This window comes from Eubacterium sp. MSJ-33 (genome assembly GCF_022174665.1).
Classification (GTDB): domain Bacteria; phylum Bacillota; class Clostridia; order Lachnospirales; family Lachnospiraceae; genus Coprococcus_C.
Map to the genome: position 1 here is coordinate 2,826,129 of NZ_CP076562.1, position 26,100 is coordinate 2,852,228.

The 26,100-nt window shown below is 43.6% G+C and carries 28 protein-coding genes and 1 pseudogene; 25 read left to right on the forward strand and 4 right to left on the reverse strand.

What is annotated here, in order from left to right:
• Nucleotides 1-245: 245 nt before the first annotated feature.
• Entirely contained in the window at nt 246-872 is a 627-nt protein-coding gene (locus tag KP625_RS13115) for a lactate utilization protein (RefSeq protein WP_238298343.1), read from the forward strand.
• 62 nt (nt 873-934) lie between these two features.
• On the opposite strand, the gene KP625_RS13120 is transcribed toward KP625_RS13115, so the two are convergent.
• Nucleotides 935-2,215, reverse strand: a complete 1,281-nt coding sequence (locus KP625_RS13120; RefSeq protein ID WP_238298345.1) for an amidohydrolase family protein — start codon at nt 2,213-2,215, stop codon at nt 935-937.
• Nucleotides 2,216-2,405: 190 nt separating this feature from the next.
• Here KP625_RS13120 and KP625_RS13125 point away from each other — a divergent pair, with 190 nt between their 5' ends.
• The 8 genes from KP625_RS13125 to KP625_RS13160 all read left to right on the forward strand — a co-directional run bounded on the left by KP625_RS13125 (nt 2,406) and on the right by KP625_RS13160 (nt 8,958).
• Entirely contained in the window at nt 2,406-2,789 is a 384-nt protein-coding gene (locus KP625_RS13125) for a VOC family protein (RefSeq protein ID WP_238298347.1), read from the forward strand.
• Between the two features lie 95 nt (nt 2,790-2,884).
• Nucleotides 2,885-3,556, forward strand: coding sequence for a DUF5680 domain-containing protein (locus tag KP625_RS13130; protein WP_238298349.1), 672 nt, complete (start codon nt 2,885-2,887; stop codon nt 3,554-3,556).
• 279 nt (nt 3,557-3,835) lie between these two features.
• Nucleotides 3,836-4,849 (forward strand): hypothetical protein, encoded by a 1,014-nt coding sequence (locus tag KP625_RS13135; protein WP_177981740.1) that lies wholly within the window; start codon nt 3,836-3,838, stop codon nt 4,847-4,849.
• Nucleotides 4,842-5,558 carry a hypothetical protein gene (locus tag KP625_RS13140; RefSeq protein ID WP_177981739.1) on the forward strand — a complete coding sequence of 239 codons (717 nt, stop codon included), beginning with the start codon at nt 4,842-4,844 and terminating at the stop codon, nt 5,556-5,558. The genes KP625_RS13135 and KP625_RS13140 overlap by 8 nt, the downstream gene beginning before the upstream one ends.
• 297 nt (nt 5,559-5,855) lie before the next feature.
• A complete protein-coding gene (locus KP625_RS13145) occupies nt 5,856-6,785 on the forward strand; it encodes a calcium/sodium antiporter (protein WP_238298351.1) in 930 nt (309 codons plus the stop codon).
• 3 nt (nt 6,786-6,788) lie between these two features.
• On the forward strand, nt 6,789-7,436 hold the full coding sequence (locus tag KP625_RS13150) for an MATE family efflux transporter (protein ID WP_370641376.1): 648 nt from the start codon (nt 6,789-6,791) through the stop codon (nt 7,434-7,436).
• Nucleotides 7,437-7,550: 114 nt separating this feature from the next.
• Nucleotides 7,551-8,072: a phosphatase PAP2 family protein gene (locus tag KP625_RS13155; RefSeq protein WP_238298353.1), complete on the forward strand. Its 522-nt coding sequence runs from the start codon at nt 7,551-7,553 to the stop codon at nt 8,070-8,072.
• A gap of 19 nt (nt 8,073-8,091) precedes the next feature.
• Nucleotides 8,092-8,958, forward strand: coding sequence for an EamA family transporter (locus tag KP625_RS13160; protein WP_238298355.1), 867 nt, complete (start codon nt 8,092-8,094; stop codon nt 8,956-8,958).
• Nucleotides 8,959-9,161: 203 nt separating this feature from the next.
• Here KP625_RS13160 and KP625_RS13165 read toward each other — a convergent pair whose 3' ends face one another.
• Nucleotides 9,162-10,361, reverse strand: coding sequence for a helix-turn-helix domain-containing protein (locus tag KP625_RS13165; RefSeq protein ID WP_238298357.1), 1,200 nt, complete (start codon nt 10,359-10,361; stop codon nt 9,162-9,164).
• 124 nt (nt 10,362-10,485) lie between these two features.
• Here KP625_RS13165 and KP625_RS13170 point away from each other — a divergent pair, with 124 nt between their 5' ends.
• From KP625_RS13170 to KP625_RS13245, 16 genes and pseudogenes are all read left to right on the forward strand, one after another.
• Nucleotides 10,486-12,192, forward strand: coding sequence for a methyl-accepting chemotaxis protein (locus tag KP625_RS13170; protein WP_118670510.1), 1,707 nt, complete (start codon nt 10,486-10,488; stop codon nt 12,190-12,192).
• Nucleotides 12,193-12,364: 172 nt separating this feature from the next.
• Entirely contained in the window at nt 12,365-12,790 is a 426-nt protein-coding gene (locus KP625_RS13175) for an FKBP-type peptidyl-prolyl cis-trans isomerase (protein WP_238298359.1), read from the forward strand.
• Nucleotides 12,791-13,027: 237 nt separating this feature from the next.
• Nucleotides 13,028-14,404, forward strand: a complete 1,377-nt coding sequence (locus KP625_RS13180) for a sodium-dependent transporter (protein ID WP_238298361.1) — start codon at nt 13,028-13,030, stop codon at nt 14,402-14,404.
• A gap of 102 nt (nt 14,405-14,506) precedes the next feature.
• A complete protein-coding gene (locus KP625_RS13185) occupies nt 14,507-15,337 on the forward strand; it encodes a substrate-binding periplasmic protein (RefSeq protein WP_238298363.1) in 831 nt (276 codons plus the stop codon).
• Nucleotides 15,338-15,363: 26 nt separating this feature from the next.
• Nucleotides 15,364-15,720 carry a NusG domain II-containing protein gene (locus KP625_RS13190; protein WP_238298364.1) on the forward strand — a complete coding sequence of 119 codons (357 nt, stop codon included), beginning with the start codon at nt 15,364-15,366 and terminating at the stop codon, nt 15,718-15,720.
• A gap of 6 nt (nt 15,721-15,726) precedes the next feature.
• Entirely contained in the window at nt 15,727-16,278 is a 552-nt protein-coding gene (locus tag KP625_RS13195) for a Gx transporter family protein (protein ID WP_238298366.1), read from the forward strand.
• Between the two features lie 95 nt (nt 16,279-16,373).
• Nucleotides 16,374-17,690, forward strand: a complete 1,317-nt coding sequence (rsxC, locus tag KP625_RS13200) for an electron transport complex subunit RsxC (RefSeq protein WP_238298368.1) — start codon at nt 16,374-16,376, stop codon at nt 17,688-17,690.
• Nucleotides 17,691-17,778: 88 nt separating this feature from the next.
• Nucleotides 17,779-18,642: pseudogene (locus KP625_RS13205) on the forward strand (RnfABCDGE type electron transport complex subunit D); the annotation flags it as partial.
• A 177-nt stretch (nt 18,643-18,819) separates the two neighbouring features.
• Nucleotides 18,820-19,389, forward strand: a complete 570-nt coding sequence (locus tag KP625_RS13210; protein ID WP_238299949.1) for an FMN-binding protein — start codon at nt 18,820-18,822, stop codon at nt 19,387-19,389.
• A 1-nt stretch (nt 19,390) separates the two neighbouring features.
• Nucleotides 19,391-20,140 (forward strand): electron transport complex subunit RsxE, encoded by a 750-nt coding sequence (gene rsxE, locus KP625_RS13215; RefSeq protein ID WP_177969573.1) that lies wholly within the window; start codon nt 19,391-19,393, stop codon nt 20,138-20,140.
• Between the two features lie 3 nt (nt 20,141-20,143).
• Nucleotides 20,144-20,716 (forward strand): electron transport complex protein RnfA, encoded by a 573-nt coding sequence (locus KP625_RS13220; RefSeq protein WP_177969572.1) that lies wholly within the window; start codon nt 20,144-20,146, stop codon nt 20,714-20,716.
• Nucleotides 20,717-20,729: 13 nt separating this feature from the next.
• Complete coding sequence (locus KP625_RS13225) at nt 20,730-21,515, forward strand: RnfABCDGE type electron transport complex subunit B (RefSeq protein WP_238298370.1); 786 nt, start codon at nt 20,730-20,732, stop codon at nt 21,513-21,515.
• A 221-nt stretch (nt 21,516-21,736) separates the two neighbouring features.
• Nucleotides 21,737-22,612 carry a DegV family protein gene (locus KP625_RS13230; RefSeq protein ID WP_238298372.1) on the forward strand — a complete coding sequence of 292 codons (876 nt, stop codon included), beginning with the start codon at nt 21,737-21,739 and terminating at the stop codon, nt 22,610-22,612.
• Between the two features lie 39 nt (nt 22,613-22,651).
• A complete protein-coding gene (locus tag KP625_RS13235) occupies nt 22,652-22,918 on the forward strand; it encodes a YlmC/YmxH family sporulation protein (RefSeq protein WP_021986307.1) in 267 nt (88 codons plus the stop codon).
• 4 nt (nt 22,919-22,922) lie between these two features.
• Nucleotides 22,923-23,378 carry a transcriptional regulator NrdR gene (gene nrdR, locus KP625_RS13240; protein ID WP_177969569.1) on the forward strand — a complete coding sequence of 152 codons (456 nt, stop codon included), beginning with the start codon at nt 22,923-22,925 and terminating at the stop codon, nt 23,376-23,378.
• A 20-nt stretch (nt 23,379-23,398) separates the two neighbouring features.
• On the forward strand, nt 23,399-24,013 hold the full coding sequence (locus tag KP625_RS13245; RefSeq protein ID WP_177969568.1) for a YigZ family protein: 615 nt from the start codon (nt 23,399-23,401) through the stop codon (nt 24,011-24,013).
• 24 nt (nt 24,014-24,037) lie between these two features.
• Here KP625_RS13245 and KP625_RS13250 read toward each other — a convergent pair whose 3' ends face one another.
• Both KP625_RS13250 and KP625_RS13255 read right to left on the reverse strand, forming a co-directional pair.
• Nucleotides 24,038-24,970 carry an ABC transporter permease gene (locus KP625_RS13250; RefSeq protein ID WP_238298374.1) on the reverse strand — a complete coding sequence of 311 codons (933 nt, stop codon included), beginning with the start codon at nt 24,968-24,970 and terminating at the stop codon, nt 24,038-24,040.
• A gap of 14 nt (nt 24,971-24,984) precedes the next feature.
• Nucleotides 24,985-26,100: an ABC transporter permease gene (locus KP625_RS13255; protein WP_238298376.1), complete on the reverse strand. Its 1,116-nt coding sequence runs from the start codon at nt 26,098-26,100 to the stop codon at nt 24,985-24,987.

Sequence of the window (26,100 nt, forward strand, 5' to 3'; positions counted from 1 at the left end):
TTAATTCTCCGTTTCTGTATTTAAAGCCAATATCGGCTGACTGTCTAACATAGCGAAATCATTATAAATGAAAAATGGATATAGAACAATATGCGGTTGACAATTCCGGAAAGCAGCCATATATTATAATCGATTTTGTATATGTCTTATATGCATTTGCAAGAAAAATCTGGTGGTATGCATGATTCTATATGTGTAAAATTGTGCTAAAATAAAAGACACGCATAGAGAATGGAGGAAATAGCATGAACGAGAATATGAAAAAAAGAAATGAGATTCTGGCACAGACCGTTATCAAAGGACTGGAGTCCCGGAACATGACCGGTTACTATGCAGCAGATAAGGGAGAAGCTTTGAAGCTGGCACTGGAAGTAATCGGCGAGGGCAGCTCCGTTGCGATGGGTGGTTGTCAGAGTGCACATGAGATTGGTCTGGTGGATGCGTTGCAGGCAGGAAATTATAATTACATAGATCGTTCGCAGATGACGCCGCGTGAGGGATTGCTGGCAGCATATGATGCAGATGTATTCTTATCGAGTGCCAATGCGATGACGAACGATGGCATCATTGTAAATATCGATGGAAATTCCAACCGTGTATCCTGTATTGCACAGGGACCGAAGCGGGTGTTATTCATCGTGGGAATGAACAAGGTCTGTTCCGATCTTGATGCGGCGATGAAGCGTGCCAGAAATGTGGCAGCTCCGGTGAACGCCCAGCGGTTTGATGTGAAGACACCGTGCAAGGTCACAGGCAGATGTTCCGATTGTAAATCTCCGGATACACTCTGTTGCCAGTTCCTGATTACAAGGTTCTCGCGTCATGAGGGAAGAATCCATGTGATTATGGTTAATGACACACTTGGATATTAGAAGTTTGTATATAAAAAACTGGGAGTTTTTTGATATTGATATGCTCCCGGTTTTTGTTTTGGTTACAGGAATTTATCCAGTTCTGTTTCCACCTGTTTTTTCTTTTTAACCTTCGGATGGTCGATGATCGTGCCTCTGGCAACCACCATATCTACGTTGCGGAGCGCACGCAGATCATCTAAAGGATTCTTCGAAGTGACAATCAGATCGGCTGCTTTCCCCTTTTCAATCGAACCCGTGATATCGCTGATTCCGGCAAGCTCGGCGCTTCGCCCGGTCGCCGTGTAGAGTGCAAATGCATTCGAGACACCCACGTATTTGTGGAAGTAATAAAGCTCACGCCAGAAATCGTACTGCGTGATCCATGGGCAGCCGACATCATTGCCAAGTACAACCGGGATATCGTTTGCCAGTGCCTTCTTGGAGCAATCCACGATTCCTTCGAATACGACATTGCCGTTAAATTGCTCGACTTCGGTCGCATTTGTGATAGAGCGGTCAAAGAGCGCATATGGCAGAGCCGGTGAGATTGTCGTGCAGAGAAATGCACCGCGTTCCTTGAATAATTCGATCATAGCATCATCCATCTTCGCACCGTGCTCGATCGAGTCGACACCATTTTCCAGAGCCACGCGGACACCCTCCGGAGATTCCACATGGGCGGAAACAATATAGCCGTCGGCATGTGCTTTGTCGCAGACGGCACGCACCATATCCGGCGACATCTTCAGCTCGCCCGGGACACCCTTTTCTTTGGCATCTAACACACCGCCGGTAATCATGAGCTTCACTAAGTCAACCTTTTCCTTCTTTGACTGTTCGAGATGCGCAAGTGCTTCCGGGATGGAGGCAGCGGCGATTGCAACCGAACCTGCCATGTGTCCACCCGGAACCGAGATGCCCTCGTTGGCAGCGAGGATACGCGGACCGACCTTTGTTCCGGCAGCGATTTCATCCCGCAGGCGGGTGTCGAAGCTTCCGAGTCCGCCGACTGTCCGGATTGTCGTGACACCACTTAGCAGTTCATCCTTTGCAAAGTCGGAAACCATCTTGTAAGCGACGGCACGTGTCAGGGAAGAACGCATTATCTTTTTTACGAGCTTTTCATTGTCGCGTTGCTTTTTCTGCGGCTTTCCATTTCCAGCAAGATGCACATGCATGTTGATGAGTCCGGGCATGATATAACGTCCTTGTAAATCTATGGTTTTGTAGCCGGCTAGGTCGGCTGTATCCGGTACGATATCGGTGATCGTGCCATCCTGTACGAGGATGCAAAGACCGGTCTGCACCTGCATGTTTTTGGTTCCATCCAGTATCTTTCCATTTGTAAATGCGTAATTCATAAGCGGCCCTCCGTTCTTAATTCTATGTCCACTATACAATAGTTGGAGATGATCTGGCAATATTCGGAATCGCAGGAATGTCATGTTATTATCAAATATGTTCTTGCAGGTTCATAATTTTTTGATAGAATAAAAAATAATAAATGGTTTTTCATGAGAAAAGGGCGGGAAAGTGTGGAAAGGAGTCAAAATGAGCTTAATTAAAGGGATTCATCATGTATGTCTGAAATGTGCTAACGAAGAGGAATATAAGGAAGTCGTACATTTTTATCACGAGATTTTAGAATTAGAGATTGCCAGAACATGGAGCGAAGGAATCATGTTCCAGTTTGGAAATGCGGTATTGGAAGTATTCGCAAAAGGCGGAGAAAAAGCGGAGACAGGGATTATCCGGCATTTTGCCCTTGCAACCGAGGATGTAGATGCCTGCGTGGAAAAGCTGAAGGCAGCAGGGTATGAGGTGTTTGTGGAACCAAAGGAGATTGTGATTCCATCCGATCCCGAATACAAGGCAAGGATTGCATTCGGCAGAGGACCGCTTGGAGAAGAAATCGAGTTTTTTCAGGAGCGATAGGAAGGATATGTATAATATTAGTAGCAAAATAGCAATTATCGGTTTATGTAATAAATGATTAAAGTATAGTACGATGATTGTGGAGGTGATATGAAATGATTTTTTCACAAAAACTACAATTAATTCGTAAGAATAAAGGTTTGACCCAAGAGGAACTGGCAGGAAAACTGGATGTATCCAGACAGGCTGTAGCGAAGTGGGAGTCTGGGCAGGTATATCCTGATATTAGTAACCTTATTCAAATCAGTAAGTTGTTCAATGTTACAGTCGATTATTTAGTGAAAGACCAAGAATGTACTGTTGGCTGTTTCGATCATAGTGGAACAGACGTTGATCGACTTATTGAATTTCGCTTAGAAGCAAATGTTAATACATATGCTGCTTATATGAATGAGACGGATTCAACGCGATTGGATTCTCATGATTTTTCATATAGCAATGGTTCTTATACATATCATGATACATACGTTGGTGGGGAACAGTTTGCTGGTGAGGAAGCTATATGGTATGAAGGTAAATCACAGTATGCAATGAATTACATAGGACGCGTTTTGAATCAGAATTTCAGTGGTAATTTTTTAAAGGAAGCTCTTCGCAAAGCCGATAAAAAAATGCCATTTAGAGGACCAGAGTATTATCAATCGGGACAATATACCTATAAGTGTAATGTAGTCGGAGATTTTTCCTGGTTTCAAGGTTATGAAGAAATTTACTGTGAGGATGTTAAGATATATGAATGCTATTTTCACGGTGGAATAATGAAGTGATTCCAGAAACTAACGTTAAAAGAAATAAAATACATATATGAATATAAGAAAAATGCTTGACGGCATAGTTTAATTATGTTAGCCTACGATCAAAGCATAAGTTTCATATAGTAGCTGCAAGACAGTTGCTTTCTACGAATAGTCAAATTATTGATTCTTGAACATTCATGCTTTTAAATTCAATTCATTTAATTTAAGATGCAGGGGTATTCAAGGAAGGTAGTTTAAGTCTATGTTTGCAGATGGATTTCTCCTGCGAAAGCCAAAGGAGGACGAAATATGGCAAACAGAGAGTACAAAAGTGATGTGTTTAGTATGTTGTTGGAGGACAGGGCGAGAGCGTTGGATGTTTACAATGCGATGGCGGGGACGGCATACACCAATCCGGAGATTATCGAGATTCATACGCTGGAAAGTGGTGTATCGCTTACGGTGCACAACGATGCATCGTTTGTGGTAAGCATGGATTCGGTTCTGAATATCTACGAACATCAGTCAACGTACAACCCGAACATGCCACTTCGGGAACTGATTTATTTTGTGACGATCATCAAGAAACTGATAGAAAACAGATATTTACTTAGTCACAAGCTGGTGAAGATACCGACACCGAAATTCGCAGTGTTCTACAATGGAGACAAGAACAGACCAGAGCGAGAAGTGCTGAAATTGTCCGATGCATATGAAAACCAGTCGGATGAGCCGCAGTTAGAGCTGATGTGTACCGTGTACAACATCAATCCGGGAAATAATGAGGATTTGAAGAAGCGGAGTCAGACGCTGCGGGAGTATATGATATTTGTCGGATATGTAAATGAGAATCTTGCAAAGGCAGAAAAGGGTGGGAAGGATTATGAGACTGCAATCAGAGATGCGGTGAATCGTTGCATTGCAGAGGATATCCTGAAGAAATTTTTGCTGGAACGCGGAGAGGATGTGCAGAAAATTATGATGTTTGATCTGACATACGAAAAGCAGATGGAGAATGCAAAGCGGGAATGGTTTAACGATGGTGTGGAAGAAGGACGTGCAGAGGGATATTCATCTGGAATTGCGGAAGGACGTGCATCTGGAATTGCAGAAGGACGTGCAGAAGGTGCAGTTCATCATTTAGTTGCTTCCGTTGTAAAAAAGGTGCAGAAGAACAAAACACTTGAACAGATTGCGGATGAACTTGAAGAATCGGTCGAAGATATCCAGTTGATTTATGATATCGTAAACAAGCATGCACCAGAATATGATGTGGATGCAATTACCGCAGAAGTGTTAGAGGTACAGGAAAAATATGAGTGATAATCAGAACAACAATCCTAAGGGAATTATAATTGGAATGCTTTGCCTGATCTGGGGACTGGGATCGATTGCAGCGATGCTGTTTTGTTCCAAGCTGGAGAATCATACGGGAATTCTTCTTGTGTTGCTTGGACAGTTTTTTCTTGTGATCGGCTTGATCGCTGTAATCTGCAACAGAAAAGCCAAACCATATCCATTTATTGTATTGGTATTTCCGCTTGCCGGGATTGCATTGCTTGTATGTGGAATTTATATCTTGACAAAAGGAGAGATTGCTTTGTCGATGCTGGATCAATATGCACCATACATATTGATCTGGATATTCCCGCTTGCCGGGATAATGATGATAGCAGGTACGCTTGGGAAAATCCGGTACCTGAAGCAGGTATGTACGCAGGAGGTTCAGGCAAAATGCGTCGATATTGAAAGTGCGTCTGCCGCAGGCACACATAGAAGAAAGCATGTAACGATGCCGGTTTATAGTATCTCCTATAACGGAGAAGAGAAGCTTCTTAGAAAAGGCATGTACACCAATCTGAATCATTTTGAGATCGGAGCATATTATAACATCCGGATAAATCCGACGAATCCGGATGAATATCTCGATGAGAATAACAGAAAAGGAAATAACTTGATTTTGATACTTGGTGTTGTACTGCTTGTCGTGACGCTGCCGGCGATCGTATATATGTATATCAATGGGATTTGAGATAAATAAAATAAGATGGAAACCGGTTGTAAGAAATGTTTTATTCAGATGAAATTTACCACCAATAATTAGGATAAAAAATCTATTTTGGTACTTGATTCATAAAAATCAATCTGTTAGAATACACATATAAAAAGGGAGTAGCTTGCCGGTCGCGGTTCACTTCTTCGTCAAGACAGTTATTGAAACATATAACTCGGAAAGTGATGAAATAGCGAGACTTTTACTGTTTACGCAGTAGGAGTCTCTTTTTTTATACCTACTGCAAAATAAAACAAAGAAAGAGAGGTAGAAAGGATGTTCTTGAAGGTTGTTATTTTGTTGGTAGGTTTTTTGTTTCTCGTGAAGGGGGCAGACTGGTTTGTGGAGGGGGCGGCGAGTATCGCGAAGAAGCTCGGGATTCCGCAGCTCATCATCGGTCTGACGATTGTAGCGATGGGAACAAGTATGCCGGAGGCGGCGGTCAGTATCACGGCGGCGCTGCAGAAGAATGCGGGAATCACGATCGGAAATATCGTGGGAAGTAATATCCTCAACATTCTGATCATTCTTGGTGTGACAGCGGTGATCACGAATGTAGCGATCCAGACGTCAACGTTTCGCTATGAGATACCATTTATGATGGTAGTTACGATCATACTGCTGGTATTTGGAATAACCGGTGGGGAAGTGACATTCGTAGAAGGTATTATTTTCTGGGTTTTGTTCCTGTTATATCTTGGCTATCTGTTTGTGATGGCGAAGAAAGGAACCAATGAGGAAGAAGGCGAAACAAAGGATTACCCGGTATGGAAATGTGTTCTTTTCATGGTGATCGGTGGTGTGCTCGTTGTAAAAGGAAGCGATTTCGCGGTCAGCGGAGCATCTGCAATCGCGCGGTATTTCGGTATGAGCGAGCGGTTTATCGGACTTACGATTGTAGCACTCGGTACCTCACTTCCGGAGCTTGTGACATCTGTCACAGCAGCACGGAAAGGAAATGCGGGAATCGCAATCGGAAATATCGTGGGCAGCAATATTTTCAATATCCTGTTCGTAGTCGGTACAGCTGCACTCATCTGTACAGTGCCATTTGAGAGTAAATTCATCATAGATACGATCATTGCGGTTGTGGTTGGCGCGATCTTGTGGATTGGAACATATAAGCATAAGGAGCTGCGGCGTCCATGCGGCATCTTCATGTTGCTTTGTTATGTGGCGTATTTTGTGTATCTGTGTATGATGTAAAGGATGTTTATTGGGAAAATTCCTTATGCAACGGTGATCGGACAGATTGCATCGGTAGTGCTATTATTCATCTTCCATAAGAAATTCAACAAGGAATTTGAACAAGGACTTTTCTATAAAGTACAGCAGTTTGTGCTTTTCTTAGCGTTTGGACTGCGTGATGCAATTACACCGATCATTGCGTTTGTCTATGGAAGGGGGAGCAAGAAGCGGATCAACGATGGAATCAGATATGACCTGATGTATACAATTGTTTTGATGGCTGTCGGAAATTTGATTACGGAGCTTTTCCCGGAATCATTTGCCGGATTATTCAATGCAGGGCAGTCGAGAGAATATTTTATAGATGCGATGCGGATTATCTCGATCAGCTTCCTTTTTGCAGGCATCAACGTCGCGTATCAGGGAATCTATCAGGCGTTAAACGGTGGTATCGAGTCGCTCGTGATTTCGATGCTTCGGCAGCTTGTAATCATCCTTCCGCTCGCGGGTGTATTCTCCATCTTCGTTCGTAACGGGCAGATGGGCGTGTCACTCATCTGGTGGGCATTTCCGATTACAGAGTTTCTTTCGTGTCTGGTCGGCTATGTGCTTTTGAAGAGAATTAAGAAATACAGGGTTGGAGAGATAACGGACGAGAAAAAAGGGTAAAATTCTGGAAAAATAAAAAGTTACTCTCTTAACTTGATGTAAACGTAATTACATAGTATAGTTATGTCCAAATACCAATGACAGCTATCATAATTGGAGATATTTTTGGTCGCGATGGAAGCAGATATTTTATTATGGATTCAAAATAATATACGGAATGATGTGTTGACACCAATATTCAGGTTTATTACGACACTTGGAAATGCGGGTGTGATCTGGATTGTCCTCTCTGTGGGATTGCTGATTCCGAGGAAGACGAGGCGCGTTGGCGTGCTGGCGTTAGTTTCTCTTCTCTTCTCAGCATTGATCGACAATGTGATCTTAAAGAATGTAGTCGCGCGGACAAGACCATACGACGTGATCGAAGGACTCACCAGTCTGGTCGGTGCGCAGAAGGATTATTCATTCCCATCCGGACATACCGGAAGTGCCTTTGCAGCGGCGGTTGTGATGTTCCGGGAACTGCCGAAGAAGCTTGGAATTCCGATTTTAGTCTTTGCCTGTCTGATGGGCTTATCCCGGTTGTATGTCGGCGTGCATTATCCATCGGATGTGCTGGGCGGAGCATTGATTGGGACTGGCATCGCGCTGTTCACATATTGGTTCGGCACAGTCCGGATAGAACAAAAGGCATAAAACGAAAGAAGGAATAACGATGTGGGTTGCATTTGCATTTGGCTCTGCGCTGTTCGCAGGACTGACCGCAATCTTGGCAAAATGTGGAATTAAAAACACTGATTCCAACGTTGCAACGGCACTCCGGACAATTGTAGTCCTGATTTTTTCATGGATTATGGTATTCGTTGTAGGAGCACAAAAAGGGCTTGCAGATATATCCGGGAAGACGTTACTTTTCCTGATCTTCTCCGGTCTGTCGACGGGCGCTTCGTGGCTTTGCTATTTTAAGGCACTGCAGCTTGGTGATGTGAATAAGGTAACACCGATTGATAAATCGAGCACGATTCTTACGATGCTTCTGGCATTTATCCTGTTACGGGAAGCATTGTCTCCACTCAAGGTGGCTGCGATGATTGCGATTGGCGTGGGAACGTATCTTATGATTCAGAAGAAGGAAACCGAAGAAAAAAAACAGGATGGCAAATGGCTGATCTATGCGATTGGTTCCGCGGTATTCGCCAGTCTGACTTCGATCCTTGGAAAGGTTGGAATCCAGGATGTCAACTCGAATCTTGGAACGGCGATCCGGACGATTGTGGTACTCATCATGGCATGGGTGGTTGTGTTTGTGACCGGAAAGCAGCATACCGTAAAGCAGATCGACAAATCAAGCTGGATATTCTTAGTATTATCCGGAATTGCAACCGGTGCTTCGTGGCTTTGTTATTACCGGGCATTACAGACCGGACCGGCAAGCGTGGTTGTACCAATCGATAAGCTTAGTATCTTAGTTACGATTGCATTTTCCTATGTCGTATTGCATGAGAAATTAACGGCAAAGGCAGGTATCGGTCTAGTGTTGATTGTTGCCGGAACGCTGCTGTTGTTGCTCTGGCGAGCTTAATCTTCAGGATATGAAGAAGGCTGCCGAGTTCAGGGGAGGAACCTGCGATTCTGAAGCTATGGACAAAGGAGACTGGAACACACCATTAGAGTTTACATGTCAGTTTGGACATAAGTTTAAGGGGAGTCCAAGACTTATTCTTGATAAAAAGGTAGAATCTGTTTCCATGCGGGGTGAATAATCTGCCGGTTGCAGGTAGTTTGTCAGTTTAAATATTTTTTGCGATAGTCACTCGGTGACATGGAGACGTATTTCCGGAAAACACGGGAAAAATGCCCCGGGGAAGAAAAACCGAGATCCAGACTGATGGCAGTCAAAGGTTTATCTGTGTAGCGGAGGAGGTGTTTTGCCTCCTCTGTTTTCCGGTTAAGTATAAAATCTGTGAGCGTGATATTACTTTCTGCCTTAAAACGTTTTGAGAGATATGATCTGCTCATATAAAATTCTTTTGCCATGGCTTCCACCGTAATCGTTTCTGACATATGATGGTCAATATAGTTTGTTACATCTGAAGCAAGCTGTGATTTTGCCCCTGCTTTCTGTAACTGGTTTACATGCCTGGCAAAGTCTATGAGCATACGATAACGAAGATTGATAATCCTTGAATAATCATTTGATGATTCGCATTTCTGTATGTAGCTGTCACTCAGTGTGAATGCATCATCGGGATTCATGCCACCGTGGATAGCCGAACGTGAAACAAGCGTAGTTGTAGCGATAAAGGTATCCTTTAATTGACGAAGCTGATTGTCGGACATCGTACCAATCTTCAGAGCTGTAGATTTCTCAATCACTCCTGTTAAGGCCATATAATCGCCTTTTCGAACCATATTCATCACATTCTGTTCGAGATCATAAGTGTTATGGAGCACTATGCTTTGATTTGTGTCATTGGAGAAAAACATTTCAGCTTCATGTTTGTTCATTGATTCTATAAACTGCTTTTGTATGGCATTGTCAATGAAAACATCATGAAGGAAGCATTTTTCATCGTTCAGTATATAATTTAAAAGACACAGAATCTGCATAACACTTTCTAATGGTATATGGGTGATATCCTGCATGGCGATTATAAAATCATCGGTATCGTCTCCCGGTATGTCTAATTGCATGGCAAGATCCCGTAGTGTTGGCGCGGAGTTGGGAACCTGGCTTGCCGGTCCGATTACAATTTTATAATCATCGGAATTAACAATGCCATAGTAACAAAAATGTGCAGTCATAAAATAACTGATCCGGTCAGTGATTTTTAAAATGTCCGCCTGGTAGATGGACACAGGATCCTTAATTAAATTGACCGTGGAGTAATAAAAAATAAGTGTATTGTTTTTATAAATACGTGTCGGAATCCCGAACACACTGCCGATTATAGTACCAATATAATTGTAATCAATGGATTGCATAGCGGGTTCCTCCTCATGAATATGACACAATTATACTATTGTGAACACATATATGCAAGAAATACGAAAAAAATAGTGCTAAAATCCCGAAGGATAAAAAATATAAGAAAGGAACCTATGAATTATGTACACAAAAAATACAAAAAAGAAAATTGAAAACATGCCATTACAGGAACGAATAGCCTATGGCTACAAAAAAGTAATTATGCTGATGCTTATTTCAGGGCTGCTTTCCATAATAGCGATAGGCGTATTGCTTGCCGGCCTTTTGAATTATGTGCAGAAAATCAATGCTTCAGACATAGCAGTGAAAATGTGCAGAGTGAATGTAAATGCTGCTGCAAGAAATATAAGGGAAATGGCATTGGATGACGATGAAGCTTCTTATGATGACTATGAAAAGACAATAACAAAGCTGCTTGCAGATGTTGATGCCCAGCTAAAAATAATAAAAGAAACCGGGGTTGTCTCAGAAGAAAATTATACAGAATATGCTACAGCATTATCGGATTGGGAAGACATAAGCACATCCATTATAGAGGAAATACGACAGGGACAAAACCAAAAAGGCGTAGAGGATATCCTTACCCAATGTACACCTGCGCTGAACAAATTAGTAGATATTGCTTTGAAATTAGATGATATTACAGACATAGCCAGTGATAAGGCAGTCAGAAATACCGTATTATGTGCTATTTTCGGTGTTGCTTTTATTATATTCTTTATAAGTCTGGCGTGGATAAATTCAAGAAAAACCAGCAAAAAAGTACTTTCGAGCATTTTGGAGCCATTGCATGCCATCGAAGATGTTGCAAAGGAGCTGACAGAAGGAAACTTACACAGCATGTTGGAGTATCGTTCGGAAGATGAAATCGGACGATTGGCACATAGCATGCGTAAATCTATCCGGATCCTGGGCTCTTATGTAGATGATATAGACCGCGCAATGAAGCTGTTTTCAGAGGGGAATTTTGATGTGCAGCCGAATGTGGAGTGGAAGGGAGATTTTGTTGGAATCCTGAATTCCTTTATGGCATTTGAAGAAAGTATGGCGGCTATGGTAAAGGGAATACAGACGGTTTCGGATCAAGTGTCCGGTGGTGCAGAACAGGTGTCATCCGGGGCAACTGAGCTGGCAGATGGAGCAACGAACCAGGCAGCAGCGGTAGAGGAACTGACGGCAACGGTAGAGAATGTTTCGGAACAGGTTCAACAAAACTCACAGGCTGCAAGTAAGATAAGTACAAAGGTAGTGGCACTTGGAGACGATATTTTGGAAAACAATGCCAAGATGCGTGAGATGGTAAAGTCTATGCTTGAAATTAAAGACGCATCCATACAGATAGAAAAAATTATTGAAACCATCAATGATATTGCATCACAGACAAATCTTCTTGCATTAAATGCGTCTATTGAGGCAGCGAGAGCCGGAGAAGCGGGGAAAGGATTTGCGGTTGTTGCCAATCAGGTAAACCAGCTTGCAGATCAGAGTGCACAGGCAGTAAAGGAATCGGCTGCTTTGATCAAAACATCCGTGAATGCGGTTGGAAAAGGGGTTTCATTTGCCGAGGAGACTGCACAGCAGTTGGAGATAATTGCACAAAACTCTAAGATTATTACCGGAGAGGTATCCGATATTGCGGATACACTTGCAAACCAGACAGTTGAAATACAGCAGATCAATGAAGGAATAGAGCAGATCAATGATGTTGTACAGAGTAATTCTGCAACGTCGGAAGAGTGCGCTGCGGCGAGCATGGAGATGAACGACGAAGCAGATCATTTACGGAATATGATACAGGAAATCAAAGTGGCTGAATTTAATAAATAGGCAGAAGCATGAGTAATATTATATTTAAAGGATAGTTATGCTATGGAAGAATATAAAGATGGAATGCTTTCAAAAGTTGATTTTAATAATATAATAGAAATAATCGAAGCATCTAGCCATTCCTTTTGTTTCGTGATAGAATAAGACATTCAATGAAATCGGAGGAATAGATATGAGTAACGAAAGCAAGCGCTGTAAGGTGCACTATACAGGAACATTCAATGATGGAACAAAGTTTGATTCATCTTATGATCGTGGTGAGCCACTCGAGTTTGTATGCGGTGCAGGCATGATGATCAAAGGATTCGATGAAGCAGTGAAGAATATGAATATCGGAGAGATTGTCGATATTCATCTGATGCCGGAAGAAGCTTACGGTATGCCGGATCCGGCAAATATCATCACGGTTGCATTTGAAGATATGCCGGGGTCTGAGAATTTGGAAATCGGGAATCAGGTTTATCTGACAACTCCATACGGACAGCAGTTCCCGGTGAAGGTTGTGGATAAAGACAAGGAGACCATCACCTTTGATGCCAACCATGAGATGGCAGGTAAGGAACTGAATTTCAAGATTGAGCTGCTTTCTGCAGAATAAAGATCATAAAAAGCGTGGACACGAAATGTATCCACGCTTTTTTAATGAAATAACGGGAAAGGTGACGCAAAACGATTGAAAAAGGACGGAAAATATGTTACTGTCATTTCGTTCGTTTTTGCGTTTACTGTGTGGCCTGTCTCTATGGCAGCGTGATATTTACGATGCCGCCATGTATATTTGCAAAAAGGAAAACGACTATCGAAACAAATATGGAAAGGATAGAGGGTAGGTTACATGAATAGAAAACATCCAGAGAAGCGGGGGGCTTTTTCCGGCAAGCTTGGCTATGTGTTATCGGCGGCGGGCGCGTCAGTCGGTCTTGGAAATATATGGAGATTTCCGTATCTGGCTGCAAAATATGGCGGAGGTATCTTCCTGCTTGTCTATATTGTGCTGGCACTGACGTTTGGATATACAATGATCGTTGCGGAGTCTGCGCTCGGACGCATGACACAGAAAAGTCCGGTTGGGGCGTTTCGGTTCTTTGGTAAGAAGAAATGGATATCTTTCGGCGGCTGGATCAATGCGATTATCCCGATTCTGATCGTGCCATATTATTCGGTCATTGGCGGCTGGGTAATCAAATACTTAGCAGAGTATATCCGTGGAAATGGGGCAAAGCTTGCGGAGGATGGTTATTTTGGATCATTTATATCAAATGGTGTTTCAACGGAGCTTTGTTTTGCCATCTTCTGCCTTGTGACACTTGCAATTATCTATGCCGGTGTACAAAACGGAATTGAACGTGTATCGAAGCTGATGATGCCGGTTCTCGTATTACTTTCCGTGGTGATTGCTATTTATTCTGTGACAAGACCGGGAGCCATTGCGGGTGTGAAATATTTCCTGGTTCCGAATGTAAAGAATTTTTCGTGGATGACAGTCGTAGCTGCAATGGGGCAGATGTTTTATTCGCTGTCGATTGCGATGGGTATTCTGATTACGTTTGGCTCTTATATGAAGAAGGATACATCCATCGAGGGTGCAACCAGAAATGTAGAAGTGTTTGATACGGCGATTGCAATCATGGCAGGACTTATGATTATTCCGGCGGTGTTTGCATTTTCCGGCGGAGATCCAGATACGCTGCAGGCAGGCCCTTCACTCATGTTTATCACGATTCCGAAGGTGTTTGCGAATATGGGACTTGGAACAGGCGTCGGGATTTTGTTTTTCCTGCTTGTGTTATTTGCCGCACTTACAAGTTCAATTGCCCTCACGGAAAGTGCTGTTGCGACATTTGAGGACGAGCTTGGCTGGGGACGGAGGAAGTCAACGGTTGTGATTGGGCTGATCATGCTTGCACTCGGAACATTATCGAGTCTTGGCTATGGACCTCTTGGGTTTGTGAAGATCATCGGAATGCAATTTTTAGATCTGTTTGATTTCCTGACGAATTCCGTGATGATGCCGATTGCAGCATTTGTGACAAGCCTGCTTGTATCGCGCGTTGTCGGAATTGATAAGATTGAAGAGGAAATCTGTCACGGAGAAAGTAAGTTCCGGAGGAAGAAGATATTTGTTGTGATGATAAAATATCTGTGCCCAATCTTCGCGCTGATTATTCTGCTTAGTTCCGTTGCGAATGCGTTTGGCTGGATATCAATGTGATAATTTCGGGATATGTGATAAGACGAAGTTACAGCAGATTTTGGTAAATATACTTATGGAGAATCAGAGGGGAGCGGTAATAAGATGATGGGGAGAAGTCTTGTGAAAAGAAAAGGTACAAAGAAAATTGCGTTGTTTGTAGGATTGGTGCTGGCATTCGTATGCTGTGGCTGCGAATCTGCCGGGAAAACAGAGGAAGCAGTTTCCGAGAATTTACCGAAGATCATAGTGGGAAGTGATAATTACCCACCGTATAATTATGAGAACTCGAACGGGGAACCGACAGGGATTGATGTTGAACTTGCGAAGGAGGCATTTCACCGTATGGGGTACGAAGCCGTGTTCGAGTATATTAACTGGGAAGAAAAAAAGGAACTTCTTGAGAATGGGGAGATTGACTGTATCTGGGGAAGCTTTTCCATTGATGGAAGAGAAGATGTGTATCGCTGGACGGATCCGTACATGACCAGTCGCCAAGTGGTTGCTGTGAAAGAGGATAGTGATATTTATACATTTGCAGATCTTGCCGGAAAGAAAATTGCGGTGCAGTCAACTACAAAGCCGGAGGAGATATTTGCAAGTCATGCGGATCCGCGGATTCCGGAGTTGGGAGCGGTGTTTGCTTTGCAGAACCGAGAACTGATATATCCATTTTTAAGCAAAGGTTATGTGGATGCGATTGCAGCACATGAAACTGCCATTTTGCAGAATATAAAGAACTATGGCATGGAATACCGTATTTTGGATGAACCCCTTCTTACGGTTGGCTTAGGTGTTGCATTTTCTTTGCAGGATGATCGTGGACTGGAGATGGAGTTATCAAAGGCATTTGCCGAGATGCGAAGGGATGGTACTATGGAGGAAATCATAGGTAGATATCTGGAACATCCGGAGTCATATTTGTGGGAGGGCACATCCGTTACACTCAAATAGGAATAATGGATAATGCGTGATTGATTATGGAATCGAAACAGGAACGGAAATTGATATCCCATGCAGATATCCTGCTGATCGTCGGAATTCTGATTCTGGCGATGGCGGGATTTTTTGCGTGGAAAAAGCTGCAGAAACCGGGTGCATATGTGGATATTATGGTTGATGGAAATTCAGTTAAAACTATGCAGCTCAATCAGGATGCATGCTATGAGGTAAAACAGAAGGCGGGAGTTAATACGGTTGTTGTGCAGGACGGCAGCGTGACTGTGCAAAATGCAGACTGCCCGGATAAGATATGTGAGAAACACCAAGCAATCAACCGGACCGGAGAGACGATTATCTGTCTGCCGCATAAGCTGGTTGTGGAAATAAAAGAGTAATGGTCGTTGAAGAATGAACGTGTCAAACAACGTGGGGAGAAACTGTATATGCAGGAAAAACAGCCACAATTAAATAATAATCACAAAATCGCACTTTGCGGTGTGCTGATTGCGCTCGCCATGATTCTATCGTATCTGGAAAGCCTTGTGCCAATCCATATGGCGGTACCCGGGGTGAAGCTTGGTCTTGCCAATCTGGTTACGATCATCGCACTGCAGAGACTGGATTTGAAGTCGACGATTGTAATCTCAGTTGGTCGTATCATCCTGTCAAACGTTTTGTTCGGAAATATGGCGGTGTTATTGTATAGTCTGGCAGGTGCGGCTTGCAGCATATTGATTATGACACTGTTTAAGAAATGCCGTGTGTTCGGACTGGTTGGAATCAGTGTTGCGGGTGCAGTATTTCATAATCTGGGACAGATTCTGGTGGCAGTCTGTGTCATGGAAAATATACGAATTTTATATTATATGTTTGTGCTTTTGGTTACAGGAACAGTTGCAGGTGTGGCAATCGGGCTGCTTGCATCATTTCTGCTCAAAAATATAAGATTTTAGACATAAAAGTTGTGAAATTAAGAACACATTTGTTGATAAAAATCCCTACTTGTATTAAAATATTTATAAATATTTTTTTGAGTGGGGTCGATACGATGAAACTAACTTTTAAAGGAGGCATCCATCCATACGAAGGGAAAGAACTTACGATGGATAAGGATGTAATTGAATATGTCCCAAAGGGAGATATGGTATATCCACTGAGTCAGCATATCGGCGCACCTGCAAAAGCGGTTGTCAAAAAAGGTGACCGTGTTTTGGTGGGGCAACTGATTGCAGAAGCCGGTGGATTTGTTTCTGCAAACATTCATTCTTCTGTATCCGGAACAGTCAAGGCTGTGGAACCAAGACTGACCGCTTCCGGTTCTAAGGTCAATTCGATTGTGATCGAAAATGACAATCAGTTTGAAGAAATTGAATATGTGAAAAATGACAAGCCGCTTGCGGAGCTTACCAAAGAAGAAATTCTCGAAGCAATTAAGAATGCAGGCGTTGTCGGCATGGGTGGCGCCGGATTTCCAACGAATGTCAAGCTCTCTCCGAAGAATGCGGATGAGATTGATTATATTATCGTGAATGCATCTGAGTGTGAGCCATACCTGACATCGGATTACCGCCGTCTGCTCGATGAGACGGATAAGGTGATTGAAGGACTTCGGATTGCCCTTGCAATCTTCCCGGGGGCAAAGGGAATCATTGCAGTGGAGGACAATAAGCCAAAGGCAATCAAGAAGTTAAAAGAAGTGCTTGGAGATGATCCGGATATCAAGGTTCATTCCATGAAGACGAAGTATCCGGAAGGTGCAGAGCGTCAGCTCATCTATGCGAATACCGGACGGTATATCAACTCGAAGATGCTTCCGGCAGATGCAGGATGTATCGTACATAATGTAGATACTGTTTACTCTATCTGTGAAGCTGTTCGACAGGGAAAACCGTTGATTCAGAGACTGGTGACTGTAACGGGTGATGCAATCACAGATCCGTGTAACTATCTTGTGCGGACAGGTACAAGCTTTGCGGAGCTGATCGAGGCTGCCGGTGGTTTCTTACAGGATCCGGAGAAAATAATTGCCGGTGGCCCGATGATGGGAAAAGCCATCTATGATCTGAATATTCCGGTTACGAAATCTTCGTCCGCGATTCTCTGCATGACAAAGGATGAGGTTTCTGAATATGAGCCAAGCAACTGTATCCGCTGTGGCAGATGTGTGGAGGTTTGTCCGGGAAGAGTGATGCCGAACAAGCTTGCGACTCTGGCAAGTCAGGGAGATCTCGAAGAGTTTCAGAAGTTAAATGGTATGGAATGTTGTGAGTGTGGCTGTTGTTCGTATGTATGCCCGGCGAAGCGGCATCTGACGCAGACAATCGCTGGTACAAGAAAAGCCATTTTGGCAAGTCGTAAGAAATAGGAGGTGCGAGAAAGTGGAACAGGAAAATTTGAAATTGAAGGTCTCTGCTTCCCCGCATGTGAGAAGCAAGGCGACAACATCGGACATTATGTTTGATGTTGTGATCGCATTAGTTCCGGCAACCGCATTTGGTCTGTACATTTTCGGCTGGTATGCAGCGTTACTGGTAGCGGTTTGTATCGGAAGCTGTGTTGGATTTGAGGCATTGTATCAGAAATGCATGGGCAAGAAGGTAACAGTTGGAGATTTCTCAGCGGTTGTAACAGGATTGTTGCTTGCATTGAATCTTCCGCCAAATCTTCCAATCTGGATGGCGATTGCCGGTTCGGCATTTGCAATCATCATTGTAAAGCAGCTTTTTGGCGGACTTGGACAGAACTTTATGAACCCGGCACTAGGAGCAAGATGCTTCCTGCTGCTGTCGTTCTCCCGTTATATGACGAACTTTATCTACGATGGTGTGGCAACGGCAACTCCGCTTGCAACTCTGAAGCTTACCGGTATGGTGAACTTAAGAAGTATGTTTTTAGGATATACAGCAGGAACAATCGGAGAGACATCTGCAGTTGCACTTTTGATCGGAGCGGTATATCTGCTTATCAAGCGTGTTATCAGTCCGAAGATTCCTCTTATCTATATAGGAACATTTGCGGCAGCAATCGCGATTTATGCTGCAGCTAAGGGATATAATGTTCCGGTGTTCACCGCGGCACATCTGTGCGGTGGTGGTCTGATGCTTGGAGCATGGTTCATGGCAACCGATTATGTGACAAGTCCGATTACATCTGTAGGCAAAGTAATATACGCAATTGGTCTCGGACTTCTGACATTTGTTCTTCGTATCTTTGGAAGCAGTGCAGAGGGTGTTTCATATTCTATTATCATTATGAACCTGTTAGTACCATTGATTGAGCGAGTAACGGTTCCGAAGGCATTTGGTGAAGGTGCGGAAGTGAAGGATAAGAAGCAGGCAAAGCTTGAAGCAAAGACGGAAAAGAAAGAAGCAAAGGCGGCCGCTAAGGCAGAGGAAACTTCTGCGGGTGATGAGAAAGAGCCAAAGAAGAAAGACAAGATGGATGTCAAGGGCATCGTGGCTGCGATTGTTGCAATCTGTGTGATTACAGTTATAATGGGTGCTGCATTAGGTGGTGTATACAGTGTGACAAAAGACCCAATCGAGAAGGCACAGGAACAGGCAAAGAACGATGCATATGCAGCGGTTCTTCCACAGGCAACCCGTGTGATGAGCGTGGAGGAAGATGGCAGTGTGATTAAGAAGATTAATCCGCTTCTTTCATCTCTTGGATTTGAGAATGTGACGATTGATGATATATGTGTTGGCGGAGATGACGCGAACAACACGCTGGTTGGATATGTTGTACTCGTAACAAGCTCAGAAGGATATGGTGGAGATATTCAGATTGCAGTAGGTATGGATACCGATTATAAGATTACCGGGCTTTCATTCCTGACATTAAATGAAACAGCAGGACTTGGTATGGAGGCCGATACCGATGCATTCAAGCAGCAGTTTATCGGTAAATCCGTTGATCAGTTTACATATACAAAGACCGGATCTACACAGGATAGTGAGATTGATGCGCTGTCAGGTGCAACAATCACAACTTCTGCAGTTACAAATGCCGTGAATGCGGCACTTCGTACAATCCAGTATTTGACGGCAGGAGGTGCACAGTAACATGGGAAAGATAACAGAGCGATTAAAAAATGGTATTATTACCGAGAATCCTACATTTGTGCAGATGCTTGGTATGTGTCCGACACTTGCGGTTACGTCATCTGCAATCAACGGACTTGGCATGGGACTTACGACCATGGTTATCCTGACAATGAGTAACTTTATGATTTCCCTGCTTCGGAAGCTGATTCCGGACAAGGTGCGTATTCCGGCATATATTGTTATTATTGCTTCGTTTGTAACGATTGTACAGTTTTTATTGCAGGCATTTATTCCAAGCCTGAACGACAGTCTGGGAATCTTCATTCCACTGATCGTTGTAAACTGTATTATTTTGGGAAGAGCAGAGAGCTATGCTTCAAAGAATCCTGTGATTCCATCAATTTTTGATGGTATCGGTATGGGACTTGGATTTACAGTCGGACTTACCACAATCGGTATCATTCGCGAGATCCTTGGCTCCGGCAGCATCTTCGGATTTAGTTTTGTAAAAGCTGTTGAGAATTTTGCTGAGAGTCATGCAAGTGAGAAGGTTTTCCAAATCTTGTCCGATCAGGGATTGTTCCAGCCGGCAAGTATTTTTGTATCGGCACCGGGCGCATTCCTTGTACTGGCATTTATCATTGCGTTTATCAACCGTCGCCATATCAAGAAGGCAAAGAAGACGGGCGAAAAGGCAGAGACATGCAGACTGGCGGATTGCGCAAGCTGTGCAAATGCCATGTGTGCAGGCAAGGGAAAGGAGGAGTAGGATATGAATATTATTTTGTTAGCGATATCCGCCGCTCTTGTGAACAATGTAATCCTGAGCCAGTTTATGGGTATCTGTCCGTTTTTGGGAGTATCAAAGAAGGTAAGTACCGCAGCCGGTATGGGCGGTGCGGTTATCTTCGTTATGACGATTGCTTCGGCGGTGACGAGCGTGATCTATCATTTTGTGCTTGTACCACTCAAGCTTTCCTATCTGAACACGATTGTATTTATCTTAGTCATTGCAGCACTGGTACAGTTTGTGGAGATGTTCTTGAAGAAGACAATTCCATCGTTGTATGAAGCATTGGGCGTGTACCTGCCATTGATTACAACGAACTGTGCGGTTCTCGGTATCGCATTAAAGAATGTACAGGATGAATTAAACATCGGAGAATCTATCATCAACGGTATGTTCTCCGCAGTCGGATTTGCGATTGCGATTATAGTAATGGCAGGTATCCGGGAGAAGATTGACAAAAACGATATACCGGAAAGCTTCAAAGGAGCGCCGATCGTGCTGATTACAGCCGGTCTTATGGCAATCGCTTTCCTTGGATTGAACGGATTGATTTAGAGGAGGCGGGAAAATGGGAGCATCGATTTTGTATGCGGCTGCAGTCATTGGAATTGTCGGAATTTTAGCCGGAATCCTCCTGGGTGTAGCGAGCGAGAAGTTCAAAGTAAAAGTAGATGAAAAAGAAATCAAAGTACGTGAGGCATTGCCGGGAAACAACTGTGGAGGTTGTGGGTATCCGGGCTGTGATGGCCTTGCGGCAGCAATCGCAAAAGGCGAAGCAAAGCCGGACGCCTGTCCGGTCGGTGGCGAAGCCGTAGCGAAGAAAATCGTGGAGATTGTCGGAGGAGAAATCGACAGTGTCAGATATGTCGCGCATGTAAAATGTGCAGGAACCTGCGAGAAGGCAAAGGATGTTTATGACTATGTTGGACCTGAGGATTGCCAGATTGCAGCCAATGCACCGGGCGGCGGACCAAAGGGCTGCAGTTTCGGATGTCTTGGTTATGGTTCTTGTAAGCGTGCCTGCCAGTTTGATGCGATTTCCATCGTAGATGGTGTGGCAGTTATTGATAAAGACAAATGTAAATCCTGCGGACAATGTGTACTTGCCTGTCCAAGACACATTATCGAGATGGTGCCGGAAGATGCCGGTGCAATTGTTGAATGTAATTCAAAAGAATTTGGTAAAGACGTAAAGGCGGTCTGCAGTGCAGGCTGTATCGGTTGTGGTCTGTGCCAGAGAAATTGTCCACAGGGTGCGATTACAGTGAAGGATCATCTGGCTGTTGTTGATTACGAGAAATGTACCGGATGTGGCACATGTAAGGAAAAGTGCCCAGTAAAGATTATACGATAGAACATATGGTATTAATATATTAAAGCGATAGAGTGTATCAAGTTGTACATAATTACAATTCTAACACAGACCGTTGAAGCACGCTGGTACTTAATGAATGGCAAACTTGTTTGCCGTGAATTTAGTACCACTGCGTGATGAACCGAGCGGGAGCGCGTCTGTGCGGAATTCGTAATTATGTACTACTTGTATACCACAGCGTGAATACAATGGGAGAGAATATGGAAAGAGATTACGTTATTATTACAGATTCATCGAATGATCTGCCTGTCGGTTATGCCGAGGAACAGGGTGTCGTGATTATTCCAATCAGTTTTGAGATTGGTGATGAAGTATTCGATGGAAGAGAGAAAACTTTGACAAAGAAAGAGTTTTATGACCGTATGCGTGCGGGACAGGGAACGAAGACAGCGGCACCGAATATCAACGATATCGAAGAGGAGTTTGAGAAGGCACTGTCCGCAGGAAAAGACGTATTATTCACCTGTCTTTCTTCAGGTATCAGCAGCACGATCAACAACGCGTTTGTATGTCGGGAAGAAATGCAGGAGAAGTATCCGGATGCGGAGATTTGTGTGTTTGATTCCATCTGTGCGAGTGGTGGACATGGGCTGTTGATTTACCATGCAATTGAGAACAAGAAAAAGGGTATGTCAGCCAAAGAGAATATGCAGGCACTCGAAGAATTAAAGCATCATATTGTACACAAATTCACGGTGGATGATCTTACATATTTGCAGAGAGGTGGACGTATCTCTAAAACAGCAGCTGTTATCGGCGGTATGATTCAGTTGAAACCGGTTCTGCATGTAGATACGGAAGGCCGGCTTGCTGCAGAGAGTAAGGTGCGCGGTCGAAAGAAAGCATTAAATCAGCTGCTTGCAGAGATGGATATCTGTACAGGAAGCTATGCGGATAAGCAGGATGTGGTACTGATTTGTCATGCGGATTGTCCGGAGGATGCAGAGTATGTCCGTGCAAAGGTGGAAGAGAAGTATCATCCGAATAAAATCATCATGAGTGAGGTCGGGCCAATCATCGGAGCGCATGTCGGGCCGGGAACGATGGTACTTATTTTTGAAGGTGACAAGCGATAAGCTTGTGCATATACTAACTATAAAAAGCGAAGGTATGAGATGCGCTTTTTAGAGTTAAAAGAAAAAGAAGTTATTAATTGCAAGGATTGCAGGCGGCTCGGCTATGTTGCCGATGTCGAATTTGACTGCGAGACAGGGAAGATTCTCGCAATCATCGTTCCGGGACCGGGCAAATTATTTTCCTGCTTTGGTTCGGGAACGGAATATTACATCCGATATTGCAATATCGTTCGCATTGGACCGGACATTGTTCTGGTCGACATCGATGCCTGCGATATACGGAAAATTCAGGGAGGAAAGGAATAAACATATGAAGTGCCCATTTTGCGGAGATGATAATACGCGTGTGATTGACTCAAGACCAGCAGATGACAACGAGGCAATCCGTAGAAGACGACAGTGTGATGAATGTGGGAAGCGTTTTACCACCTATGAGAAGGTTGAGACGATTCCTTTGATCGTAATTAAGCGTGACAAGAATCGCGAGACATATGACCGTTCCAAAATCGAGTCCGGTGTTGTACGATCCTGTCACAAACGCCCGGTATCCGTGGATCAGATTGAGGCATGCGTGGATGAAATCGAAAACAAGATTTTCAATCTTGGTGTGCGTGAGATTGAGAGTGAGAAGATTGGTGAGATCGTGATGGATCAGATTCGTGACCTGGATCAGGTCGCTTATGTACGTTTTGCCTCTGTGTATCGTCAGTTTAAAGATGCGGATACCTTTATGAGTGAGCTGAAAAAACTACTGGATACAAAGTAAGCGTAACGGAAAGGGATGCTATGAACTATATCAAATTGATCGAGGGCGCAGAAGGTGAGATCATCGAGAAAAAATCTCGTTTTATTGCGCAGATTGCCCCGGTCGAAACGGAAGAAGAAGCGTATGCATTTATTGAGAAGGTCAAGAAGAAGCATTATGATGCAAGACATAACTGCTTTGCGTTTTCTATAGGTGCGGAAATGCCGTTCCTTCGGTTTTCGGATGATGGCGAACCTCAGGGAACTGCCGGAAAACCGATGCTGGAGTTGATTCAGAATTCCGGAATCCATGACATCTGTGTGGTTGTAACACGGTATTTCGGAGGCACATTACTTGGCACGGGTGGACTTGTCCGGGCGTATACGCAGGCAACGAAGGAAGCCTTAGAAGCATGTACGACGAAACTGATGCAGCAATTACTCCCAGTTCTGATTCGGACGAATTATACGGATATGGGGAAGATACAGTATATTTTGAATACGAGACAGGTTGCAATCATCAATACGGAGTTCGCAGAGGATGTGATATTTACTGTACATATTCCGGTTGATGATGCAAAGGCGGTTTTAAAAGAAATTACAGATGCAACGAATGCGAGAGCGCAGATCGAAGAACAGGACGAGATTTTTGGATGATCTCGTCCGTTTTTGTGTTTCGTATTAAAAAATGTACAGAATGAAGAAATACAGAATTGAAAAAAGTAATAAGATCGGAAGTATCTTAGCAAGTGTCTGGCTTTTCTTTATAAACAAAGACAGAAAGATTGAAAATACAAAAGCACCGATGCTGATCAGGCTGACAAAAGGCAAGGTTGTTGTTCCATAAGCAATGAGATTACAGATGATGCCGATTATATATACCGGAAGTATAGCGGCTAAAAGAGTGGTATACTGGATGCCGCGAATCCGGTTGGCGGATAATGCAATGTAGATGCCGCGTTCTCTGTCCTGCAAGAACATCATAAGACCGAACAGACACGAAAATATTGCAAGCAGACAGGTAAATTCCTGTATTGGAAGCATCATTCGATACGTGTTTTCTTTGTAGTCATAAGCACCATTTGTGGTTGAGGACATGCGGAAAATCGTTTCACTGTTCATATATTCCTGCATCTTCTGCTGCAATTTTTCGTCAAGTGCAGAATCATTGATTGTGTCTACAAGGATTTGCGGGGATGCCGTTTTGAATATATAGTGGAAAAATGTTTCACTGATTGCCGCAGATAAAGTTCCGGCCGGTGTTTCATACAAGGCGATTTTTACAATACCGGAGCCGTTAATGTAAGCAGCAAAGAAATTGTCCGGTACAACAAAACCGCATTCTGCTTTCCCTGCCTGAACATCGTTGATCAGTTCAGATGGACTATCCGTGTAGTAAAAATGGTATAGAGAAGAGGATTGATCCAATTCATTCCGGAGAGCGGTGGTATAGGAATCCTGTTCTTCCATATATACAGCAACCAGAATCTCAGTGGACTGGCTTTTAGCAGGAAGCAGTTGATAGACAATCGTCATTATAATAAGTGCCGTCAGCATTCCGATATATAATTTTCGTTTTAGTATCCGCTTAAAAGCGACGATCATTCGATTCATAATATACTCCATAGTTAAAATAGTGCACGACCTAAAAACTGCATTGCATAATGTCCGGGAAGATATGGACTGATAGTCTGGATTACTTTTGGAAGCAGGGCATCAGGCAAAAGTCCACCACCGCAATAAGCCAGCATTAACACAATGAATAATACGCACATATTTGCTGAAAATGTACTTCTTGAAAAAGTTGCAATGCCGGAAATAAGAAAAGCAATTGCAAAAATCACAGGAAACACAAGCAATAGTCCCATCGGGTTTATTTGTTTCGACCAGATGCTGACACTGATATAACATGGCAGGAAGGCAATATACAGTGCAAGCAGTGTGCTGATAATATTCGCAATCCATATATGTGTTGTATTCATTCGGAAGAGCTGCATATATTCTTTGATTCCTCTGCCGGTACCTTGCAGATAGGGGATTAGAATAAATGCAGTGAAGCATAAACTCAGAAGAACAGCAAAAACGACATAATGCTCGGGCAGCGACAGACCACCGGCATTTTCGGCATGAATTGTTTCTATATAATTGCCTTTATTTAATACACGGTCAAGCAGAACAAGATTGACCCGGTTGTTGATCTGGCGAACCTGATCGCTGTCGTAATTGTGGGCACGCATAGTGTCAAGCCCACTGTAGATGCCTGCCTGTGCGGTTCCGAGCAGCCCTGCATAGGACATGAAAAGCTCATTTATCACATAAGAGGAAAAAGATGAGTTATCGTAGACAACAATGTCAAGCGGAAGGTTCGTGCTGTCCATGATTCCGGAGAAGAAGTTCTCGGGAACGATGATTAGGAAGAGAATTTCCCTTTGTTCCAGCAACCGGTATCCTTCATCAACACTTGTCACCTGCCGTAGTTGTACGGTTTCCTGCATACCTTCGAGATCTTCGAGCATGCCGAGACCGAGCGACGTCCAATCCGCATTGCCTTCTTCCGGCAGATAATAACCGATGGAAACGGCAGAGAACAGATTCTCTTTGTACAGATGCCCGGATATATAAAATCCGGCTGCCCCGGTTACAAGCAACAGCAATAAAACAGACACAAGCAAGTGTGGTAGATAGTGCGTCAGTCGTTTTATGTTTGCACGGATGTAATTAACAGAGATTGTAAATCGAGACAT

Excerpts from the sequence above, each read along its gene's own strand:
- KP625_RS13140 (WP_177981739.1), top strand. The coding sequence starts at position 4,842 with ATGAGTGATAATCAGAACAACAATCCTAAGGGAATTATAATTGGAATG.
- KP625_RS13175 (WP_238298359.1), top strand. The coding sequence starts at position 12,365 with ATGAGTAACGAAAGCAAGCGCTGTAAGGTGCACTATACAGGAACATTC.
- KP625_RS13165 (WP_238298357.1), bottom strand. The coding sequence starts at position 10,361 with ATGCAATCCATTGATTACAATTATATTGGTACTATAATCGGCAGTGTG.
- KP625_RS13210 (WP_238299949.1), top strand. The coding sequence starts at position 18,820 with ATGGGTGCTGCATTAGGTGGTGTATACAGTGTGACAAAAGACCCAATC.
- rsxE (WP_177969573.1), top strand. The coding sequence starts at position 19,391 with ATGGGAAAGATAACAGAGCGATTAAAAAATGGTATTATTACCGAGAAT.
- KP625_RS13245 (WP_177969568.1), top strand. The coding sequence starts at position 23,399 with ATGAACTATATCAAATTGATCGAGGGCGCAGAAGGTGAGATCATCGAG.
- KP625_RS13135 (WP_177981740.1), top strand. The coding sequence starts at position 3,836 with ATGGCAAACAGAGAGTACAAAAGTGATGTGTTTAGTATGTTGTTGGAG.
- KP625_RS13225 (WP_238298370.1), top strand. The coding sequence starts at position 20,730 with ATGGGAGCATCGATTTTGTATGCGGCTGCAGTCATTGGAATTGTCGGA.
- nrdR (WP_177969569.1), top strand. The coding sequence starts at position 22,923 with ATGAAGTGCCCATTTTGCGGAGATGATAATACGCGTGTGATTGACTCA.
- KP625_RS13230 (WP_238298372.1), top strand. The coding sequence starts at position 21,737 with ATGGAAAGAGATTACGTTATTATTACAGATTCATCGAATGATCTGCCT.
- KP625_RS13115 (WP_238298343.1), top strand. The coding sequence starts at position 246 with ATGAACGAGAATATGAAAAAAAGAAATGAGATTCTGGCACAGACCGTT.
- KP625_RS13150 (WP_370641376.1), top strand. The coding sequence starts at position 6,789 with ATGTTTATTGGGAAAATTCCTTATGCAACGGTGATCGGACAGATTGCA.
- KP625_RS13235 (WP_021986307.1), top strand. The coding sequence starts at position 22,652 with ATGCGCTTTTTAGAGTTAAAAGAAAAAGAAGTTATTAATTGCAAGGAT.
- KP625_RS13250 (WP_238298374.1), bottom strand. The coding sequence starts at position 24,970 with ATGAATCGAATGATCGTCGCTTTTAAGCGGATACTAAAACGAAAATTA.
- KP625_RS13220 (WP_177969572.1), top strand. The coding sequence starts at position 20,144 with ATGAATATTATTTTGTTAGCGATATCCGCCGCTCTTGTGAACAATGTA.
- KP625_RS13155 (WP_238298353.1), top strand. The coding sequence starts at position 7,551 with ATGGAAGCAGATATTTTATTATGGATTCAAAATAATATACGGAATGAT.
- KP625_RS13170 (WP_118670510.1), top strand. The coding sequence starts at position 10,486 with ATGTACACAAAAAATACAAAAAAGAAAATTGAAAACATGCCATTACAG.
- KP625_RS13145 (WP_238298351.1), top strand. The coding sequence starts at position 5,856 with ATGTTCTTGAAGGTTGTTATTTTGTTGGTAGGTTTTTTGTTTCTCGTG.
- KP625_RS13130 (WP_238298349.1), top strand. The coding sequence starts at position 2,885 with ATGATTTTTTCACAAAAACTACAATTAATTCGTAAGAATAAAGGTTTG.
- KP625_RS13120 (WP_238298345.1), bottom strand. The coding sequence starts at position 2,215 with ATGAATTACGCATTTACAAATGGAAAGATACTGGATGGAACCAAAAAC.
- rsxC (WP_238298368.1), top strand. The coding sequence starts at position 16,374 with ATGAAACTAACTTTTAAAGGAGGCATCCATCCATACGAAGGGAAAGAA.
- KP625_RS13255 (WP_238298376.1), bottom strand. The coding sequence starts at position 26,100 with ATGTCTCGATTTACAATCTCTGTTAATTACATCCGTGCAAACATAAAA.
- KP625_RS13160 (WP_238298355.1), top strand. The coding sequence starts at position 8,092 with ATGTGGGTTGCATTTGCATTTGGCTCTGCGCTGTTCGCAGGACTGACC.
- KP625_RS13180 (WP_238298361.1), top strand. The coding sequence starts at position 13,028 with ATGAATAGAAAACATCCAGAGAAGCGGGGGGCTTTTTCCGGCAAGCTT.
- KP625_RS13190 (WP_238298364.1), top strand. The coding sequence starts at position 15,364 with ATGGAATCGAAACAGGAACGGAAATTGATATCCCATGCAGATATCCTG.
- KP625_RS13125 (WP_238298347.1), top strand. The coding sequence starts at position 2,406 with ATGAGCTTAATTAAAGGGATTCATCATGTATGTCTGAAATGTGCTAAC.